This window comes from Streptomyces sp. 147326, from assembly GCF_045000215.1.
Taxonomy (GTDB): Bacteria; Actinomycetota; Actinomycetes; order Streptomycetales; family Streptomycetaceae; genus Streptomyces.
Genome location: NZ_CP134201.1, coordinates 3496165 through 3513364 on the forward strand (window position 1 = coordinate 3496165; position 17200 = coordinate 3513364).

Consider the following 17200-nt stretch of genomic DNA (forward strand, 5'->3'; position numbering starts at 1 on the left):
GACACCCCCCGGGCCCTGCCGGACGGGCGGCCTACTCCCCCGGCCAGTTCGGCTTGCGCTTCTCGTTGAAGGCCGCCACGCCCTCCGCCCGGTCACCGGAGAAGGCCACCGTCCGCCAGGCCGCGTCCTCGATCTCCAGACCCGCCGCCAGGTCCATCCCGTGCCCCAGCCGCAGCGCCCGCTTGGCCGCCCGCAGACCCACCGGGGAGTTCGCCGCCATCCGGGACGCCAGGGCCAGGGCCTCGGCCCGGTCCTGCCCCGCCGCGACCACCGAGTCCACCAGCCCCAGGGACAGCGCCTCGGCCGCCTCCACCCGGCGCGCCGTGAAGATCAGCTCGGCCGCCCGCGCCGCACCCACCCGGCGCGGCAGCAGCTGCGTGCCCCCGCCGCCCGGGATCACGCCCACCGACACCTCCGGCAGCCCGACCACCGCGCTCTCGTCGGCCACGATCACGTCGCAGGCCAGGGCCAGCTCGAAGCCGCCGCCCAGCGCGAACCCGTGCACCGCCGCGATGGTCGGCACCGGAAGCTCCAGCACGCCCCCGTACGCCCCCCGCGTGGTCGGCCGCTGCCGCACCAGCTCGGCGTCCGACAGCGAGTTCCGCTCCTTGAGGTCCGCCCCGACACAGAAGGCCCGCTCGGCGGTGGAGGTGAGGACGACCACGCGTACCGACGGGTCCGCGGCGAGCGCCGCGCAGGCCGCGCCGATCGACCGGGCCATCTCCGTCGAGACCGCGTTCATCGCCTTGGGGCGGTCCATCGCCAGCTCCGCGACGTGCCCGTCGCCCTCCCGACGTACCGCGACGAACTCTCCGAAGCGCTGCTCAGACATGCCTGCGACCCTCCCGGTTAACGAGCGTTATCGCCGCACTCTAGTGCGCGGGGAGGCCACCGGGTCAAGGCCGCGGGGGTCCGGGGGACGGCTGCGCTCCGGCCCGCAGGCAAGGGGGCCGGGCGGGCCGTGCGCGCCGGTCGCGGACGGACCCGTCCAGCGGGCGGGCCGTCGAGGAAGGGCCCGGGCCCGGGAGAGCGCGTCAGGCGGGGTTCTTGGGCTTCCTGCGGGTCAGCGACCAGGGCTCCACCACGCCGAGCCCGCGCACCGGCCGCTGCCACATCGGCTGGAGGGCGAACCGGTAGGACACCTCGCCGAGAGAGGCCTCCGCCTCCTTCTCCGACACCGGCGCGGCCCCGGTCCGGGAGAGCTCCTCGGCCATCGCGCCGTCCACCAGCACCGCGTCCTTGGGGGCTATGGAGGTCAGCCTGCTGGCCAGGTTCACCGTGGTCCCGAAGACGTCGCCCATCCTGGTCGTCACCGTGCCGAAGGCGATCCCGACCCGCAGCTCGGGCATCTGCGCGTCGAGCTCCATCGTCTCGATCAGCCGCAGCGCGATCTCGGCCGCCGTCGCCGCGTCGTCGGCGCAGTAGAGCACTTCATCGCCGAGCGTCTTGATCAGCCGGCCGCCGTGCGCGGCCACCAGGTCCGCCGCGGTCGTCTCGAAGGACTCGACGAGCTCGCCGAGCTCCTCCTCCTCCAGGCGCCGCGTGAGGCGGGTGAAGCCCACCAGGTCGGCGAAGCCCACCGCGAGCCGCCGGTCGACCATCTCGTCGTCGTCCGCGACCTGCACCACGCGCCCGGTGGCGGCCGCCAGCTGCCGCCGCCACACGTAGACGAGGAATTCCTCCAGCTCGGGCAGGAGCAGCTCCACCAGGGGGTACGTGACCTCCGTACGGGTCATCCCCGGCTCCGGCGGCTCCGTCAGCCCTTCCAGGAAGGAGTCGATCTGCCACTCCGCCAGCCGGGCCGTGGTCTGTCCGGTGGACCGGGCCACCTGCACCGCCATCGGCTCGGACAGCAGTCCGGCCTCCACCAGACCGGCGAGCCGGCGCAGGGCCAGTACGTCGGCCTCGGTCAGCGCCTTGGCCTGCCCGATGTCGGCGAAGCCCATGGCCCGCCAGAAACGGGAGGCGAGCTCCATGGACACGCCCGCGCTCCGGGCGGCCTGGAACGGCGTGTACCGGCGCTCGGCCCCGAGGATCAGCTGCTCCAGCCGGATGGCGAGGGGATCCGCCGTCGGCTGGGCCGTGTGGTCGACCTCGTGGTGCGGGGTGTGCTGGTCACGGCCGATCGGGGTGACCGGGCCGGACGCGGAGCCGCCGGCTCCGGCGGACGCGCTGGACGTAGGGTCGTCGACGGTCAAGGGCCGCCTCCTGTCCATTCCGTGCGCACTGCCCTGCGAACCGGTTGATCACCACGAGCACCGGGATCGCCTAAACCATACGGCAGGTGTGCCGTAGCTCACTCCCCCTCCCCTTTTCGGGACGCGGTCCGCCTCCGGCGCGCCCGGGCGGCCCATGAGGCCGTACCCGCCCGAAATGCTGGTTCCACACATTTCTCCGCGCGCCCGGCCTCATCCCCGTCGTGCCCCGTCAGTGCACGGAGCGCAGGTGGACGACGTCCCCCGCCCCCACCGCCTCGTGCTGTCCCTCGGCCGTACGGATCACCAGGCGGCCATCGGTGTCCACCGCTTCGGCCGTTCCGGTGAGAGTGCGTCCGCCCGGGAGCTCCGCGCGGACGTGGCGGCCCAGGGTGGCGCAGCCCGCCGCGTAGGTCTCCTGGAGGCCGCTGGCGGCGGGGTCTCCGCCCGCGGCGCGCCAGTTCCCGTACCACTCCTCCAGGGACCGCAGGACGGCCCTCAGCAGCGGGTCCCGGTCGGTCACGGCGGCCTTGGCCAGCGCCAGCGAGCCCGCGGCCGGTACGGGCAGCTCGTCCTCGGTGAGGCTGACGTTGAGCCCGATCCCGACGACCACGCCGTCGGCGACGCGCTCGGCGAGGATCCCGCCGGTCTTGCGCTCCTCGCCGTCCACGCTGACCAGCAGGTCGTTGGGCCATTTGAGGGCGGTGTCCACGCCCGCCGCACGGGACAGCCCGGTCGCGGTGGCCACCCCGGCCAGCAGGGTCAGCCACCCCCACCGCTCCTGCGGCACCGCGTCGCCCGGCTTGAACAGGACGGAGAAGAAGAGCCCGGACCGGGCCGGCGCGACCCAGCTCCGGTCGAGCCGCCCGCGCCCGGCGCTCTGCTCCTCGGCGACGAGCACGGCCCCCTCGGGCAGCTCCGGGGCCCGGGCGGCGAGGTCGGTGTTGGTGGAACCGGTGGTGGCGACCACGTCAAGGGAGGTCCACAGGCCTCCCCCGGTGACGAGGGCCCGCCGCAGCCCCTCGGCGTTCAGGGGCGGCCGCTCCAGACTCGACCAACGACCGGCGGAAGCTCCTGCTGATGCATCTGATGGCGTCATGCAACCCACAGTAGGTGTGTCAAACGCCGCACTGCCGAGCGCCATGCCCGCCGATACGCTACGCACCAGTAGCCAGCAGTAGTCAATCAATTGACCAGGCAGTTGACACCACGCAGGGAGCCGCGACCCCGATGTCACATCCGTCAGAGCCGATCGACATGCACACCACCGCGGGCAAGATCGCGGATCTGCAGCGCCGCATCGACGAAGCCACCCACGCCGGGTCCGCGCGTGCCGTGGAGAAGCAGCACGCCAAGGGCAAGCTGACGGCGCGTGAGCGGGTGGCCCTGCTGCTGGACGAAGGGTCCTTCGTCGAGCTGGACGAGTTCGCCCGGCACCGTTCCACCAGCTTCGGGCTGGAGAAGACCCGCCCCTACGGCGACGGCGTCGTCACCGGCTACGGCACGGTCGACGGCCGCCCGGTGGCCGTGTTCTCGCAGGACTTCACCGTCTTCGGCGGTGCCCTCGGCGAGACCTACGGCCAGAAGATCATGAAGGTCATGGACTTCGCGCTGAAGACGGGCTGCCCGCTCGTCGGCATCAACGACTCCGGCGGCGCCCGCATCCAGGAGGGCGTCAGCGCGCTGGGCATGTACGGCGAGATCTTCCGCCGCAACGTCCACGCCTCCGGCGTGATCCCGCAGATCAGCCTGATCGTCGGGCCCTGCGCGGGCGGCGCCGTCTACTCCCCCGCCATCACCGACTTCACGGTCATGGTCGACCAGACCTCGCACATGTTCATCACCGGCCCGGACGTCATCAAGACGGTCACCGGCGAGGACGTGGGCTTCGAGGAGCTGGGCGGGGCGCGCACCCACAACAGCACGTCCGGCGTGGCCCACCACATGGCGGGCGACGAGAAGGACGCCATCGAGTACGTGAAGTCGCTCCTCGCGTACCTGCCGTCGAACAACCTCTCCGAGCCGCCCGCGTTCCCGGAGGAGGCGGACACCGAGGTCTCCGACACCGACCGCGAGCTCGACGTGCTGATCCCGGACAGCGCGAACCAGCCGTACGACATGCACACCGTGATCGAGCACGTGCTGGACGACGCGGAGTTCCTGGAGACGCAGGCGCTCTTCGCGCCGAACATCCTCACCGGTTTCGGCCGGGTCGAGGGCCACCCGGTGGGCATCGTCGCCAACCAGCCGATGCAGTTCGCCGGCTGCCTGGACATCGACGCCTCCGAGAAGGCGGCGCGGTTCGTCCGGACCTGCGACGCCTTCAACATCCCGGTGCTGACCTTCGTGGACGTCCCGGGCTTCCTGCCGGGCACGGACCAGGAGTACAACGGAATCATCCGGCGCGGCGCGAAGCTGATCTACGCCTACGCCGAGGCCACCGTCCCCCTCATCACCGTCATCACCCGCAAGGCCTTCGGCGGCGCGTACGACGTCATGGGCTCCAAGCACCTGGGTGCCGACCTGAACCTGGCGTGGCCGACGGCGCAGATCGCCGTCATGGGCGCGCAGGGCGCGGTGAACATCCTGCACCGCAGGACCATCGCGGAGGCGGACAATGTGGAGGAGACCCGGGCACGGCTGATCGCCGAGTACGAGGACGCGCTGCTCAACCCGTACACGGCCGCCGAGCGCGGTTACATCGACGCGGTGACCATGCCGTCCGAGACCCGGGCGCACGTGGTGAAGGGGTTGCGGCAGCTGCGCACCAAGCGGGAGTCCCTGCCGCCGAAGAAGCACGGCAACATCCCCCTCTAGCCCCTCCAGGAGGTCTCTGTGGTGATCAAGGTCGTCAAGGGCAATCCGACCCCGGAGGAGCTGGCCGCCGCACTGGCGGTGGTCCAAGCGCGCGCGGTGGTGCTGGCCTCGGCACCGTCGGGCGCCCCGCCGGTCGCGGACGAGTGGTCGACGCCGGCCCGGGTGGCACGGCGGCGGCTGCCGCAGCCGGGGCCGCGTGCGTGGGGCCGTACGTACTGGCCGGGTTAGCCGAAGATGATGTGAACGAAGGGTGGCGCCTGAGTACCCGTACTCAGGCGCCGCACCCGTTCCCGGGGCCAGGATCGGAGCATGCTCTGGTCCGACCCGAAGAACGAGCCGCCCAAGGACATGCGCGACGCGCAGGCGATGATCCGACGGCTGAGCGTGGTGCTCGCCCTCGCCATGCTCGTCGTGGTCTACGTCCTCGGCGTGGGCCACTTCTAGGCCCTCTCCGGGCGTGTTCCGGGGCCTCGTCGGCGCGCCTACGATGGCGGGCATGACTGCCACGCCCCAGCCCGCGAACCCGCGCAAGCTCGTCCTCGCCTCCGCCTCCCCCGCCCGGCTGAACCTGCTGCGCCAGGCCGGGCTCGCCCCGCACGTCATCGTCAGCGGTTTCGACGAGGACACCCTGAACCACGACGAGCCCGCCGCGCTGGCCCTGGCGCTGGCCGAGGCGAAGGCGGCGGTCGTGGCGGGCCTGGACGAGGCCGCGGGCGCCCTGGTGATCGGCTGCGACTCCGTGCTGGAGCTGGACGGCGAGGCGCTGGGCAAGCCCGCCGACGCCGAGGAGGCCACCGCGCGCTGGAAGTCGATGCGCGGACGGGCGGGCGTACTGCGCACCGGGCACTGCGTGATCGACACGGCGGACGGCCGCCAGGTCTCGGCCACGGCGTCCACGACGGTCCGGTTCGGCGAGCCGACGGACGCCGAGGTCGCGGCGTACGTGGCGAGCGGCGAGCCGCTGCACGTGGCGGGGGCGTTCACCCTGGACGGGCTGTCGGCGTCGTTCATCGACGGCATCGACGGGGATCACGGCAACGTGATCGGCCTGTCGCTGCCGCTGCTGCGCTCCCTGCTGGGCGAACTGGACGTGTCCATCACGGACCTGTGGGCTTGAGCTCCCCGAACGCGGGCGGCTGCGGCGGCTGCGCGCTCCCGTTGCCGCCGCCGTCGTCGCCGCCGTCCCGCGGGGCGGCGTAGAGCGTCAGGGTCAGGACCAGGAGGCACAGGATCAGCGTCGTCGCCGCGAAGGCGGCCCAGCCGATCAGGACGACGGCGAGGACGCCGAGCAGCCCGTGGGTGACGGCCGCGGAGATGAGCACGATGCGGGCGAAGCGGCCCGGGGAGCGGTCGCGGAGCGCGGCGACGGCGGCGAGGACGGCGCACAGCACGAGGAAGGCGCCCATGCCCGCCCCCATGGCGTAGGTCGCCTTGGCCATGACGTCCGGATCGCTGCCCGCGATGGACATCGACTGGTTCGCCGTGGTCCGGCCCAGCACGATGTGGACGAGCACGAGCACGGCCGCTTCCGCGACAAGCACGATCGCGGCCAGTCCGGCCACGAGTCTTCGCAGCACGACGTCCCCACCCCCCACGCGTCACAAGCCCGTTCGACGCCTGGAGGCTACTAACGGGTAGAGCGGCGGGCAAGACATCCGCCCACCCGGGTTCGACGGGCCGTCAACGCGCCCCCGGGCCACCGGTGCTCGCCGTCCGGGCCGTCCGCCCGGGGCGCACCGCCGGGAGCGCGGCTCCTCCGCGGGGACGGGAACCGCTGTGGGTACGGTGTTGTCCCGGTTCGTCCTGCGGGACACAGGGTCTACCAATCAGTAAACAAGTGGACAACTCCGGTTCCGCCGGCAAAGAAAATGTGGGCCGTTCGTAGGGACTCGACAAAGAATCACCCGGGGCCGCTGACCGGGGGGACAGAGACCTTGGATACATGACGGGGTTACTGTGCAGTCGGGGATCCCCCTGACCTGGGGCGCCACAAGGGTTCTCGGGTGGTTCGGGCCTCGCATCACACTCTGTGTGGGCAAGGTCACCACCGGGAAAGGGTCGAAAGGCCGTGTGGGCTGTCCCTAAACTCAGCTTGTTTCAAGGAGGGAGCCATCGTGCGCAAGGTGCTCATCGCCAACCGTGGCGAAATCGCTGTCCGCGTTGCTCGGGCCTGCCGGGACGCCGGGATCGCGAGCGTAGCCGTCTACGCCGATCCGGACCGGGACGCTCTGCACGTCCGCGCGGCCGACGAAGCTTTCGCGTTGGGCGGTGACACCCCGGCCGCCAGCTACCTGGACTTCTCCAAGGTCCTCCAGGCCGCAGCCGACTCCGGTGCGGACGCCATCCATCCCGGATACGGCTTCCTCTCCGAGAACGCCGACTTCGCCCAGGCCGTGATCGACGCCGGCCTGACCTGGATCGGTCCGCCGCCGCAGGCCATCCGCGACCTCGGCGACAAGGTGGCCGCCCGTCACATCGCCCAGCGCGCCGGTGCCCCGCTGGTCGCCGGTACGCCGGACCCGGTCTCCGGGGCCGACGAGGTCGTCGCCTTCGCCAAGGAGCACGGCCTGCCGATCGCCATCAAGGCCGCCTTCGGCGGTGGCGGCCGCGGTCTGAAGGTCGCCCGCACCCTCGAAGAGGTGCCGGAGCTCTACGACTCCGCCGTCCGTGAGGCCGTCGCCGCCTTCGGCCGCGGCGAGTGCTTCGTCGAGCGCTACCTCGACAAGCCGCGCCACGTCGAGACCCAGTGCCTGGCCGACTCGCACGGCAACGTGGTCGTCGTCTCGACCCGTGACTGCTCGCTGCAGCGCCGCCACCAGAAGCTGGTGGAGGAGGCCCCGGCGCCGTTCCTGACCGAGGCTCAGAACGCGGAGCTGTACGCCGCCTCCAAGGCCATCCTGAAGGAAGCCGGCTACGTCGGCGCCGGCACCGTCGAGTTCCTCGTCTCCGCCGACGGCCTGATCTCCTTCCTGGAGGTCAACACCCGCCTGCAGGTCGAGCACCCGGTCACCGAAGAGGTCGCCGGCATCGACCTGGTCCGCGAGATGTTCCGCATCGCCGACGGCGAGGCGCTCGGCTACGGCGACCCGGTCCTGCGCGGTCACTCCATCGAGTTCCGCATCAACGGCGAGGACCCGGGCCGCGGCTTCCTCCCGGCCCCCGGCACGGTCACCAAGTTCAACGCCCCCACCGGCCCCGGTGTCCGCCTGGACGCGGGCGTCGAGTCCGGCTCCGTGATCGGCCCGGCCTGGGACTCGCTCCTGGCCAAGCTCATCGTCACCGGCGCCACCCGCGAGCAGGCCCTCCAGCGCGCGGCGCGCGCCCTGGCCGAGTTCGAGGTCGAGGGCATGGCCACCGCCATCCCCTTCCACCGTGCGGTCGTCGTCGACCCGGCGTTCGCCCCCACGGACGGCAGCCCCTTCACCGTCTACACCCGGTGGATCGAGACCGAGTTCGTCAACGAGATCCCGGCGTTCACGGCTCCGGCCGCGGAGGACACCGAGGACGAGCCGGGCCGCGAGACGGTGGTCGTCGAGGTCGGCGGCAAGCGCCTCGAGGTCTCGCTGCCGTCGTCCCTGGGCATGACCCTGGCCCGCACGGCCGCCGCGGGCGGCGCCAAGCCGAAGCGCCGCGCGGCCAAGAAGTCCGGCCCGGCCGCCTCCGGCGACACGCTCGCCTCCCCGATGCAGGGCACGATCGTCAAGGTCGCGGTCGAGGAGGGCCAGCAGGTCACCGAGGGCGAGCTGATCGTCGTACTGGAGGCCATGAAGATGGAGCAGCCGCTCAACGCGCACCGCTCCGGCACCATCGTCGGCCTCACGGCCGAGGTCGGCGCCTCCGTCACCTCGGGCGCGGCGATCTGCGAGATCAAGGACTGACGTCCGCACCCCGCACGACGCAAGCGGCCCCCAGGACCCGTTCGGGTCCTGGGGGCCGCTGTCATGTGCGGGGCGAGCCGCTACCAGGTGCCCGGCGTCGCCTGCCACCTCCTCAGAGGAGCGTTGAAGCCTCCGTCGGTGCGGGACTTGAACGTGTAGGCCGTGCTGGCGCCGGTGGCGAAGTTGAGCGCGATCAACGACACGACGTACAAGTACGACGATGTCGGCAAGCTGGAGGGCACGCGCTACTACGCCCACCCCGCCGGTCCGACGATGGCCAAGACCGCGAAGGACGGCGTGGTCACCACGTCGTACCTGATGGGTGACAAGAACGGCTCTGCCGCCACCGCGGTCGACACGAAAGCCTCGGCGGTCACTCGTCGGAAGTTCACCCCGTACGGGGAAGTCCGAGGCACCGCTCCAACCGTGTGGCCCGGCAAGAAGGGCTTCATCGGCGGTGAACTGGACGAGTCGATAGGCACGGTGCACCTGGGCGCTCGCGAGTACGATCCGGCAACAGGCCGGTTCCTGTTCGGTCGACCCCGTGGTCGACTACAACGAGCCCAAGCAGCAGAACCCGTACGCCTACGCCAACAACTCGCCGGCGGCCTTCAGCGGTCCAAGTGGCCGGTCGATCGCTCCTCCCGCGAAGCGTTCAACAGCTGGTCACAGAAAACTCGCTCTGGCACACGACTTCCTCCGCCGGGTCGAGCAGTACCAACAGTCGATGGCCAAGTACGCCGAGGACCTGGCCGAGTGGAAACGACAGATAGAGGAAGCCGCCGAACGCGCGAGAAAACTGGAGGAGGAAGCCGCAGCGGCGAGAAGAGCAGCCCAAGAGGCGGCAGCCGCAGCCGCCAAGAAGGCCGACGAGGCCAAGGCCATGGCGGCGAAGCAGGGCAAGTCCTCGGCGACGAAGGCCAAGAAGGCCGACGGCGACGGAAAGGCTTCGAAGTCCTCGGAAACCAAGAAATCCGATGGCCCCAAGAAGTCTGCAGCCAAGGACGACGACAGTGGCGGCTCCGCGCAGAAGGACCGCTGCAACAGCTTCGTCCCCGGCACAAAGGTCCTGATGGCGGACGGCTCGTCCAAGCCCATTGAGGAAGTCCAGCTGGGCGACCGCGTCGTAGCCACCAACGCGGAATCCGGTGCTACCTCCTCTCAGCCGGTGGTCGCGCAGATCATCGGTGAGGGACAGAAGAACCTTGTCGAGATCACGATCGACACCGACGGCGACAATGGTGACGCCTCTGAAAAGCTCACCGCGACCGACGGCCACCCGTTCTGGGCCCCGGCCCTGGACAGGTGGCTGAAGGCCACCGACCTCACGGCTGGTCAGTGGCTGCAGACGTCGGCAGGCACGTGGGTGCAGGTCACCGACGTCAGGCGCTGGACCCAGCAGAAGCAGGTGCGCAACCTCACCGTCGCCAGTGAGCACACGTACTACGTGCTGGCTGGGGCGGCAGCGGTTCTGGTCCACAATTGCGATCTGAACCTGGGATCCGGAGACAACCCCATGGAAGGGGCTGTCAACCTGGACATCAAGGCGAACCCCTGAGTGGACGTCATCGCGAGCGCCGAGTCGATGCCCTTCCGTGATGGCAGCTTCAGCACCGTGCACGCCATCAACCCGTTCGGCTTCCAAGCCGTCTCCGCAGAGACCGCGCGCGTCATGAAGAGCGGTGGCATGCTGATGGCGACTCCAGCAAGATCGAATAAATGGAAACGCGCGGACGGCGGAGAAATACCGGCAGGCGCTAAATTCGAAACCAGGATTTACCGAAAGAAGTGATTCCTTGGACATCGAAGACGTAATGAATCACCTGGCGGAACATAGAGCACCCAATCTTCCGCCGGGCTACCTGTCGGAGCAACTCCTTTCACTTTCGTGGATTCTTGACGCGCAAGAAGGGGGGCGCATCTTCCAAGTCGGAAAGAAATGGCTGACGTCAGGCGACGAATTCCTGAGCGCCGTGGCAATGGGGCTGGACGAGGCCTTCATGGCGGATTCCTGGAAAGACCTCGTCGAACTCGCCGACTCCGTGAAGGAACGGCATCCATCCCTTGCCCGTGATGTGGATCACTGGCTGGCCAATTACAGTCGCTCGTACAAGAGCACTCCGGGGGAATGCGAGGTGCCACCTGAGATCGGCTGATCTGAATAATTCGTAGCATAGAACGAGGGTTTCATCGCACGCCGATGGGACCCTCGTTTGCTGCACGCATCCATCAACTCCACCACCGGAGCACAGGGCAACGCGTCTCCACGACTACCGCCGCCGCATGTCCGCGACCCTCGCGCGTTCCCGTTCGCCCGGGTCCGACAGGGGGGACGTGCTGCGGAGTTGGGCCGTCGGGCCGCCCCGGCGCTGGACCGGGAGGGGGGAGTCGCGGCGGGGGCGGCGGCCCTGCATGCCGTCCATGCCGCCGCCGGAGGCCGCCGCGCCCGCCACCGTGATCTGGACGCCCTGGTCCGCCAGGGCCTGGAGCTCCGTCGCCGCGCGGTCGTCGTGCGGCGGGGGCTCGTCCGTGACCAGGCGGGTCATCACGTCCGTCGGCACGGTCTGGAACATGGTGTCCGTACCGAGCTTCGTGTGGTCCGCGAGGACGACCACCTCCGCCGCCGCCTGCACCAGCGCCCGGTCCACGCTCGCGCTGAGCATGTTGGACGTGGACAGGCCGCGTTCCGCCGTCAGGCCGCTGCCCGAGAGGAAGGCGCGGGAGACCCGGAGCCCCTGGAGGGACTGTTCGGCCCCGCTGCCGACGAGGGCGTAGTTGGACCCGCGCAGGGTGCCCCCGGTCATCACCACCTCCACCCGGTTGGCATGCGCCAGCGCCTGGGCGACGAGCAGCGAGTTGGTGACGACGGTCAGTCCGGGCACGCGGGCGAGCCGGCGGGCCAGCTCCTGCGTCGTGGTGCCCGCGCCTACGACGACGGCCTCGCCCTCTTCCACGAGGGAGGCCGCGACATCGGCGATGGCGGTCTTCTCCGCCGTCGCGAGATGGGACTTTTGCGGAAAGCCGGACTCCCGCGTGAAACCGCCCGGCAAGACCGCACCGCCGTGCCGGCGGTCGAGGAGTCCTTCTGCCTCCAGTGCCCGCACGTCCCGCCGTACGGTCACTTCGGAGGTCTGGACGACGCGGGCGAGCTCCCGGAGCGATACCGCTCCGTTGGCCCGCACCATTTCGAGGATCAATTGGCGACGTTCTGCAGCGAACACGAAACTGACAGTAACCCCAACGACCGTCTGCTTTCAGCTCTTTGCGCCGGAATACCGAAGTTGTCCATATGGCAGGGCGACTAGTGGTATACGCGGCCCGAGGTCTGGGTGAACGTCCGGCCACGCGGCGGCGCGCCGCCCCAACGCCCTTGAGGCGTGGGGCGGTTGGGGACGGTTACGCCTCCCCGGCGGTCTTCCGGGTGTGCAGCTGGCGCGCCACCTCGGCGATCGAGCCCGACAGCGAGGGGTACACGGTGAACGCGTTTGCGATCTGCTCCACCGTCAGGTTGTTGTCGACGGCGATCGAGATGGGGTGGATGAGCTCGCTCGCGCGCGGGGAGACGACCACGCCGCCGACGACGATGCCGGTGCCCGGACGGCAGAACATCTTCACGAAGCCGTCCCGGATCCCCTGCATCTTGGCGCGCGGGTTGCGCAGCAGCGGGAGCTTCACCACGCGGGCGTCGATCTTGCCGGCGTCCACGTCCGCCTGGGTGTAGCCGACGGTCGCGATCTCGGGGTCGGTGAAGACGTTCGAGGACACCGTCTTGAGGTTCAGCGGGGCCACCGCGTCACCGAGGAAGTGGTACATCGCGATGCGGCCCTGCATCGCCGCGACCGACGCGAGCGCGAAGATCCCGGTGACGTCGCCCGCCGCGTACACGCCGGGCGCGGAGGTGCGCGACACCTTGTCGGTCCAGATGTGCCCCGAGTCCTTGAGCCGGACCCCGGACTCCTCCAGGTTCATGTTCTGGGTGTTGGGGATCGCGCCGACCGCCATCAGGCAGTGCGTACCGGTCAGGACGCGGCCGTCGGAGAGGGTGACCTCGACCCGGTCGCCGACCCGCTTGGCGGACTCGGCGCGCGAGCGGCCGACCACGTTCATGCCGCGGCGCCGGAAGACGTCCTCCAGGACGGCGGCGGCGTCCGGGTCCTCGCCCGGCAGCACGCGGTCGCGGGAGGACACCAGGGTCACCCGGGAGCCGAGGGCCTGGTAGGCGCCGGCGAACTCGGCGCCGGTCACACCGGAGCCGACCACGATGAGCTCCTCCGGGAGCTCGTCGAGGTCGTAGACCTGGGTCCAGTTCAGGATCCGCTCGCCGTCGGGCATGGCGTCCGGGATCTCGCGCGGGGTGCCGCCGGTGGCGATCAGCACGGCGTCCGCCGTCAGGATCGTCTCCGAGCCGTCGGCCGCGGTGACGATGACGTCCCGGGTGCCGTCGATGCCCTGCGGCCCGCCGAGCTTGCCGCGGCCGCGCACCACGCGGGCGCCGGCCCGGGTGACGGAGGCGGTGATGTCGTGCGACTGGGCGAGCGCGAGGCGCTTGACGCGCCGGTTCACCTTGCCGAGGTCCACGCCGACGACGCGCGCGGCCTGCTCGATGTGCGGGGTGTCGTCCGCGACGACGATGCCGAGCTCTTCGTACGACGAATCGAAGGTGGTCATCACCTCGGCGGTCGCGATCAGAGTCTTGGAGGGTACGCAGTCGGTCAGGACCGAGGCCCCGCCCAGGCCGTCGCAGTCCACGACGGTCACCTCCGCGCCGAGCTGGGCCCCTACCAGCGCAGCCTCATACCCGCCGGGTCCGCCGCCGATGATCACGATCCGGGTCACGAAAAGTCCGCCTCACGTCTACCCGGCCGGCTGCCGCCCCGGCCGGTGTTCCGGGGGGTCTCCCCGGGGGATGCATTCCGTGCCCCATTGTCCCGCACGGTTCGAGGTGCTTCGCGCCCGGTCCCGTCATCCGTGCGCCATCCGGGCACGCGGTCACGGCCACCCCTCCCGTACCCTCGACGTCATGTCGCTCTACGCCGCGTACGCCGGCAACCTCGACCCGCGGCTGATGACGCGCCGCGCTCCCCATTCGCCGCTGCGCGGAACGGGCTGGATCAACGACTGGCGGCTGACCTTCGGCGGCGAGCAGATGGGCTGGGAGGGCGCCCTCGCCACGGTCGTCGAGGCCCCGCGCCACCAGGTCTTCGTCGCCCTGTACGACATCGCGCCGCTGGACGAGGACTCGATGGACCGCTGGGAGGGCGTCGGGCTCGACATCTACCGCCGCATGCGGATCCGGGTGCACACCCTGGACGGCGAAGAGGCCGCCTGGTGCTACGTGCTCAACGGCTACGAGGGCGGCCTGCCCTCGGCCCGCTACCTGGGCGAGATCGCCGACGCCGCCGAGTCCGCGGGCGCCCCGCACGACTACGTGATGGAACTCCGCAAGCGCCCCTGCTGACCCCCTGCGGGGCCGCTCGGCCGGCCCGGCACCGCCCCCGCTCCTCCGAGGCGCGGGCTCCGGCCGGAGCCCCGGCGGCGGCGCCGCACCCGGCCCGCAGGCCCCCGCCGCCCCCGCCGGGGACGATTCGGCGGAAACGACAAGGCAACGATCCGAACACCGTGAGCTGTGCCATCTACGCGCGTAGGCCAGGAGCGGCTACGCTCGTCTGCGTGAACGCAACTGTTACCGATCCCACCGCTGCCGCCGACGCCGCCGCCGCGCGTCTGCGTGAGCTCACCGGCGCCGAGACCCACGATGTCGCCCTCGTCATGGGCTCCGGCTGGGCCCCGGCCGCCGAGGCCCTGGGCGCCCCCGAGGCCGAGTTCCTCGTCACCGAGCTGCCCGGATTCCCGCCCGCCGCCGTCGAGGGCCACGGCGGCAAGGTCCGCTCGTACAAGATCGGCGACAAGCGCGCCCTGGTCTTCCTCGGCCGGACCCACTACTACGAGGGCCGCGGCGTCGCCGCCGTCGCCCACGGCGTGCGCACCGCCGTCGCCGCCGGCTGCAAGACCGTCGTGCTGACCAACGGCTGCGGCGGTCTGCGCGCGGGCATGCAGCCCGGCCAGCCCGTCCTGATCAGCGACCACATCAACATGACGGCCACCTCGCCGATCATCGGCGCGAACTTCGTCGACCTCACCAACCTGTACTCGCCGCGCCTGCGCGCGATGTGCCAGGAGATCGACGAGACCCTCGAAGAGGGCGTGTACGTACAGTTCCCCGGCCCGCACTACGAGACCCCGGCCGAGATCAACATGATCCGCGTCATGGGCGCCGACCTCGTCGGCATGTCCACCGTGCTGGAGGCCATCGCCGCCCGTGAGGCCGGCGCCGAGGTGCTCGGCATCTCCCTGGTCACCAACCTGGCGGCGGGCATCTCCGGCGAGCCGCTGAACCACGAAGAGGTCCTCCAGGCCGGCCGTGACTCGGCCGCGCGCATGGGCAAGCTGCTGACCCAGGTCCTCGCCCGCATCTGAGGCACGGGACCGTACGAGAGGTAAGGCGGAAGTAGTGCAGGAACAGGACGACCTGATCACCCGGGCCCAGGCCTGGCTGGCGGAGGACCCGGACCCGGAGACGGCGGCCGAGCTCGCGGCGCTCATCGACGCGGGCGACACCGCGGAGCTCGCGGACCGCTTCGCCGGCACCCTCCAGTTCGGCACCGCCGGACTGCGCGGTGAGATCGGCGCGGGCCCGATGCGGATGAACCGCAGCGTGGTCATCCGGGCCGCGGCGGGCCTCGCGGCCTACCTGAAGGCCCAGGGCCACGCCGGCGGCCTGGTCGTCGTCGGCTACGACGCCCGCTACAAGTCGGCGGACTTCGCCCGCGACACCGCGGCCGTCATGACCGGTGCCGGGCTGCGCGCCGCCGTCCTGCCCCGCCCGCTGCCGACGCCCGTCCTCGCGTACGCCATAAGGCACCTGGGGGCCGTCGCCGGCGTCGAGGTGACCGCGAGCCACAACCCTCCCCGGGACAACGGCTACAAGGTCTACCTCGGCGACGGCTCGCAGATCGTCTCCCCGGCGGACGTGGAGATCGCGGCGGAGATCGCCCGCGTCGGCACCCTCGCCTCGGTGCCCCGCCCGGAGTCCGGCTGGGAGGAGCTCGGCGACGGGGCCCTGGAGGCCTACCTGGCCCGCACGGACGCCGTCCTGACCCCCGGGTCCGCCCGGGGCGTGCGGACCGTCTACACGGCCATGCACGGCGTCGGCAAGGACGTCGTCATGGCGGCCTTCGCCCGGGCCGGCTTCCCGGCCCCGGTACTGGTGGCCGAGCAGGCCGAGCCGGACCCGGCCTTCCCGACGGTGGCCTTCCCCAACCCGGAGGAGCCGGGCGCGATGGACCTGGCCTTCGCGAAGGCCGCCGAGGTCAACCCCGACATCGTGATCGCCAACGACCCGGACGCGGACCGCTGCGCGGTGGCCGTGCCGACCGCGGACGGCTGGCGGATGCTGCGCGGCGACGAGGTCGGCGCGCTGCTGGCGGAGCACCTGGTGCACAAGGGCGCGCGCGGTGTCTTCGCCGAGTCGATCGTCTCCTCCTCCCTCCTGGGCCGGATCGCGGAGGCGGCGGGCGTCGGCTACGAGGAGACCCTCACCGGCTTCAAGTGGATCGCCCGCGTCGAGGGCCTGCGCTACGGCTACGAGGAGGCGCTCGGCTACTGCGTGGACCCCGAGGGCGTCCGCGACAAGGACGGCGTCACCGCCGCGCTGCTGGTGGCGGAGCTGGCCTCGGAGCTCAAGGAGCAGGGCCGCACCCTGACCGACCTGCTGGACGACCTGGCGATGGCCCACGGGCTGCACGCCACCGACCAGCTGTCGGTCCGCGTCTCGGACCTGTCGATCATCGCCTCGGCGATGGCCGCGCTGCGGGCGGAGCCGCCGGTGTCCCTGGCGGGGCTGCGGGTCGTCTCGGCGGAGGACCTGACCAAGGGCACGGAGACCCTCCCGCCCACGGACGGCCTGCGCTACTACCTGGAGGGCGACTACAAGGCCCGGGTGATCGTCCGGCCGTCGGGCACGGAGCCGAAGCTGAAGTGCTACCTGGAGGTGGTGGTCCCGGTCGCCGAGGCCTCCGACCTCACCTCGGCCCGCACCCGTGGCCAGGAGATCCTGGACGCGATCAAGAAGGACCTGGCAGCGGCGGCGGGCATTTAGCCCGCCCCAGCAGTCCGACGGCCCCCCGAGCCCCGTCCGGCCCGGGGGGCCGTCGCCGTTTCCGGGGGTCCCTCCGGGGCTCTCCCCCGCCCCGCCTTTTTCACCGTTTCTCCCCCAGCTACCGCTGGGAGGTGCCCCCAGGGCTCTGCCCG

18 protein-coding genes are annotated in these 17200 nt (G+C 71.2%); 11 read left to right on the plus strand and 7 right to left on the minus strand.

All coding sequences use genetic code 11. From position 1 onward, the window contains the following. Positions 1 to 31 precede the first annotated feature (31 nt). The 3 genes from RIU97_RS15360 to RIU97_RS15370 all read right to left on the minus strand — a co-directional run bounded on the left by RIU97_RS15360 (position 32) and on the right by RIU97_RS15370 (position 3294). The gene (locus RIU97_RS15360; RefSeq protein WP_361770138.1) at positions 32 to 832 is read right to left on the minus strand and encodes an enoyl-CoA hydratase-related protein; all 801 of its coding nucleotides are present in this window, start codon (positions 830 to 832) and stop codon (positions 32 to 34) included. Between the two features lie 202 nt (positions 833 to 1034). Then, on the minus strand, positions 1035 to 2198 hold the full coding sequence (locus RIU97_RS15365; RefSeq protein ID WP_404957148.1) for an adenylate/guanylate cyclase domain-containing protein: 1164 nt from the start codon (positions 2196 to 2198) through the stop codon (positions 1035 to 1037). Positions 2199 to 2427: 229 nt separating this feature from the next. After that, on the minus strand, positions 2428 to 3294 hold the full coding sequence (locus RIU97_RS15370; protein WP_404957151.1) for a biotin--[acetyl-CoA-carboxylase] ligase: 867 nt from the start codon (positions 3292 to 3294) through the stop codon (positions 2428 to 2430). 131 nt (positions 3295 to 3425) lie between these two features. Here RIU97_RS15370 and RIU97_RS15375 point away from each other — a divergent pair, with 131 nt between their 5' ends. From RIU97_RS15375 to RIU97_RS15390, 4 genes are all read left to right on the plus strand, one after another. Continuing rightward, positions 3426 to 5012 carry an acyl-CoA carboxylase subunit beta gene (locus RIU97_RS15375; RefSeq protein WP_404957153.1) on the plus strand — a complete coding sequence of 529 codons (1587 nt, stop codon included), beginning with the start codon at positions 3426 to 3428 and terminating at the stop codon, positions 5010 to 5012. An 18-nt stretch (positions 5013 to 5030) separates the two neighbouring features. Continuing rightward, positions 5031 to 5240 (plus strand): acyl-CoA carboxylase epsilon subunit, encoded by a 210-nt coding sequence (locus RIU97_RS15380; protein WP_404957155.1) that lies wholly within the window; start codon positions 5031 to 5033, stop codon positions 5238 to 5240. A gap of 81 nt (positions 5241 to 5321) precedes the next feature. Then, the gene (gene mmpB / locus RIU97_RS15385; protein ID WP_319725117.1) at positions 5322 to 5456 is read left to right on the plus strand and encodes a morphogenic membrane protein MmpB; all 135 of its coding nucleotides are present in this window, start codon (positions 5322 to 5324) and stop codon (positions 5454 to 5456) included. A gap of 43 nt (positions 5457 to 5499) precedes the next feature. Continuing rightward, positions 5500 to 6129, plus strand: a complete 630-nt coding sequence (locus tag RIU97_RS15390) for a Maf family protein (RefSeq protein ID WP_404957157.1) — start codon at positions 5500 to 5502, stop codon at positions 6127 to 6129. Here the strand turns inward: RIU97_RS15390 and RIU97_RS15395 are convergent. Then, on the minus strand, positions 6110 to 6589 hold the full coding sequence (locus RIU97_RS15395) for a hypothetical protein (protein ID WP_404957159.1): 480 nt from the start codon (positions 6587 to 6589) through the stop codon (positions 6110 to 6112). The two genes, RIU97_RS15390 and RIU97_RS15395, sit on opposite strands and share 20 nt — an antisense overlap. A gap of 537 nt (positions 6590 to 7126) precedes the next feature. Here RIU97_RS15395 and RIU97_RS15400 point away from each other — a divergent pair. Further along, positions 7127 to 8890: an acetyl/propionyl/methylcrotonyl-CoA carboxylase subunit alpha gene (locus tag RIU97_RS15400; RefSeq protein ID WP_404957161.1), complete on the plus strand. Its 1764-nt coding sequence runs from the start codon at positions 7127 to 7129 to the stop codon at positions 8888 to 8890. Between the two features lie 80 nt (positions 8891 to 8970). On the opposite strand, the gene RIU97_RS15405 is transcribed toward RIU97_RS15400, so the two are convergent. Beyond that, on the minus strand, positions 8971 to 9093 hold the full coding sequence (locus RIU97_RS15405; RefSeq protein WP_404957163.1) for a hypothetical protein: 123 nt from the start codon (positions 9091 to 9093) through the stop codon (positions 8971 to 8973). A 341-nt stretch (positions 9094 to 9434) separates the two neighbouring features. On the opposite strand from RIU97_RS15405, the gene RIU97_RS15410 reads away from it, so the two are divergent. Genes RIU97_RS15410 through RIU97_RS15420 form a run of 3 tightly spaced genes read left to right on the plus strand, consistent with a single transcriptional unit; the run spans position 9435 to position 11046 of the window. Continuing rightward, on the plus strand, positions 9435 to 10448 hold the full coding sequence (locus tag RIU97_RS15410) for a polymorphic toxin-type HINT domain-containing protein (protein ID WP_404957165.1): 1014 nt from the start codon (positions 9435 to 9437) through the stop codon (positions 10446 to 10448). Then, complete coding sequence (locus RIU97_RS15415) at positions 10449 to 10682, plus strand: hypothetical protein (RefSeq protein WP_404957167.1); 234 nt, start codon at positions 10449 to 10451, stop codon at positions 10680 to 10682. A gap of 4 nt (positions 10683 to 10686) precedes the next feature. Then, positions 10687 to 11046: a hypothetical protein gene (locus RIU97_RS15420; RefSeq protein WP_404957169.1), complete on the plus strand. Its 360-nt coding sequence runs from the start codon at positions 10687 to 10689 to the stop codon at positions 11044 to 11046. A 114-nt stretch (positions 11047 to 11160) separates the two neighbouring features. Here RIU97_RS15420 and RIU97_RS15425 read toward each other — a convergent pair whose 3' ends face one another. Further along, on the minus strand, positions 11161 to 12111 hold the full coding sequence (locus tag RIU97_RS15425) for a DeoR/GlpR family DNA-binding transcription regulator (protein WP_404957171.1): 951 nt from the start codon (positions 12109 to 12111) through the stop codon (positions 11161 to 11163). A gap of 175 nt (positions 12112 to 12286) precedes the next feature. Next, the gene (locus RIU97_RS15430) at positions 12287 to 13726 is read right to left on the minus strand and encodes an NAD(P)H-quinone dehydrogenase (protein WP_404957174.1); all 1440 of its coding nucleotides are present in this window, start codon (positions 13724 to 13726) and stop codon (positions 12287 to 12289) included. Between the two features lie 184 nt (positions 13727 to 13910). Here RIU97_RS15430 and RIU97_RS15435 point away from each other — a divergent pair, with 184 nt between their 5' ends. The 3 genes from RIU97_RS15435 (at position 13911) to RIU97_RS15445 (ending at position 17048) form a co-directional block, all read left to right on the plus strand. Next, a complete protein-coding gene (locus tag RIU97_RS15435) occupies positions 13911 to 14348 on the plus strand; it encodes a gamma-glutamylcyclotransferase (RefSeq protein WP_356845208.1) in 438 nt (145 codons plus the stop codon). A 212-nt stretch (positions 14349 to 14560) separates the two neighbouring features. Beyond that, complete coding sequence (locus RIU97_RS15440; RefSeq protein ID WP_404957176.1) at positions 14561 to 15367, plus strand: purine-nucleoside phosphorylase; 807 nt, start codon at positions 14561 to 14563, stop codon at positions 15365 to 15367. A gap of 34 nt (positions 15368 to 15401) precedes the next feature. Further along, positions 15402 to 17048 (plus strand): phospho-sugar mutase, encoded by a 1647-nt coding sequence (locus RIU97_RS15445; protein WP_404957178.1) that lies wholly within the window; start codon positions 15402 to 15404, stop codon positions 17046 to 17048. The last annotated feature ends 152 nt before the right edge of the window (positions 17049 to 17200 follow it).

Excerpts from the sequence above, each read along its gene's own strand:
- RIU97_RS15360 (WP_361770138.1), bottom strand. The coding sequence starts at position 832 with ATGTCTGAGCAGCGCTTCGGAGAGTTCGTCGCGGTACGTCGGGAGGGC.
- RIU97_RS15370 (WP_404957151.1), bottom strand. The coding sequence starts at position 3,294 with ATGACGCCATCAGATGCATCAGCAGGAGCTTCCGCCGGTCGTTGGTCG.
- RIU97_RS15375 (WP_404957153.1), top strand. The coding sequence starts at position 3,426 with ATGTCACATCCGTCAGAGCCGATCGACATGCACACCACCGCGGGCAAG.
- mmpB (WP_319725117.1), top strand. The coding sequence starts at position 5,322 with ATGCTCTGGTCCGACCCGAAGAACGAGCCGCCCAAGGACATGCGCGAC.
- RIU97_RS15390 (WP_404957157.1), top strand. The coding sequence starts at position 5,500 with ATGGCGGGCATGACTGCCACGCCCCAGCCCGCGAACCCGCGCAAGCTC.
- RIU97_RS15435 (WP_356845208.1), top strand. The coding sequence starts at position 13,911 with ATGTCGCTCTACGCCGCGTACGCCGGCAACCTCGACCCGCGGCTGATG.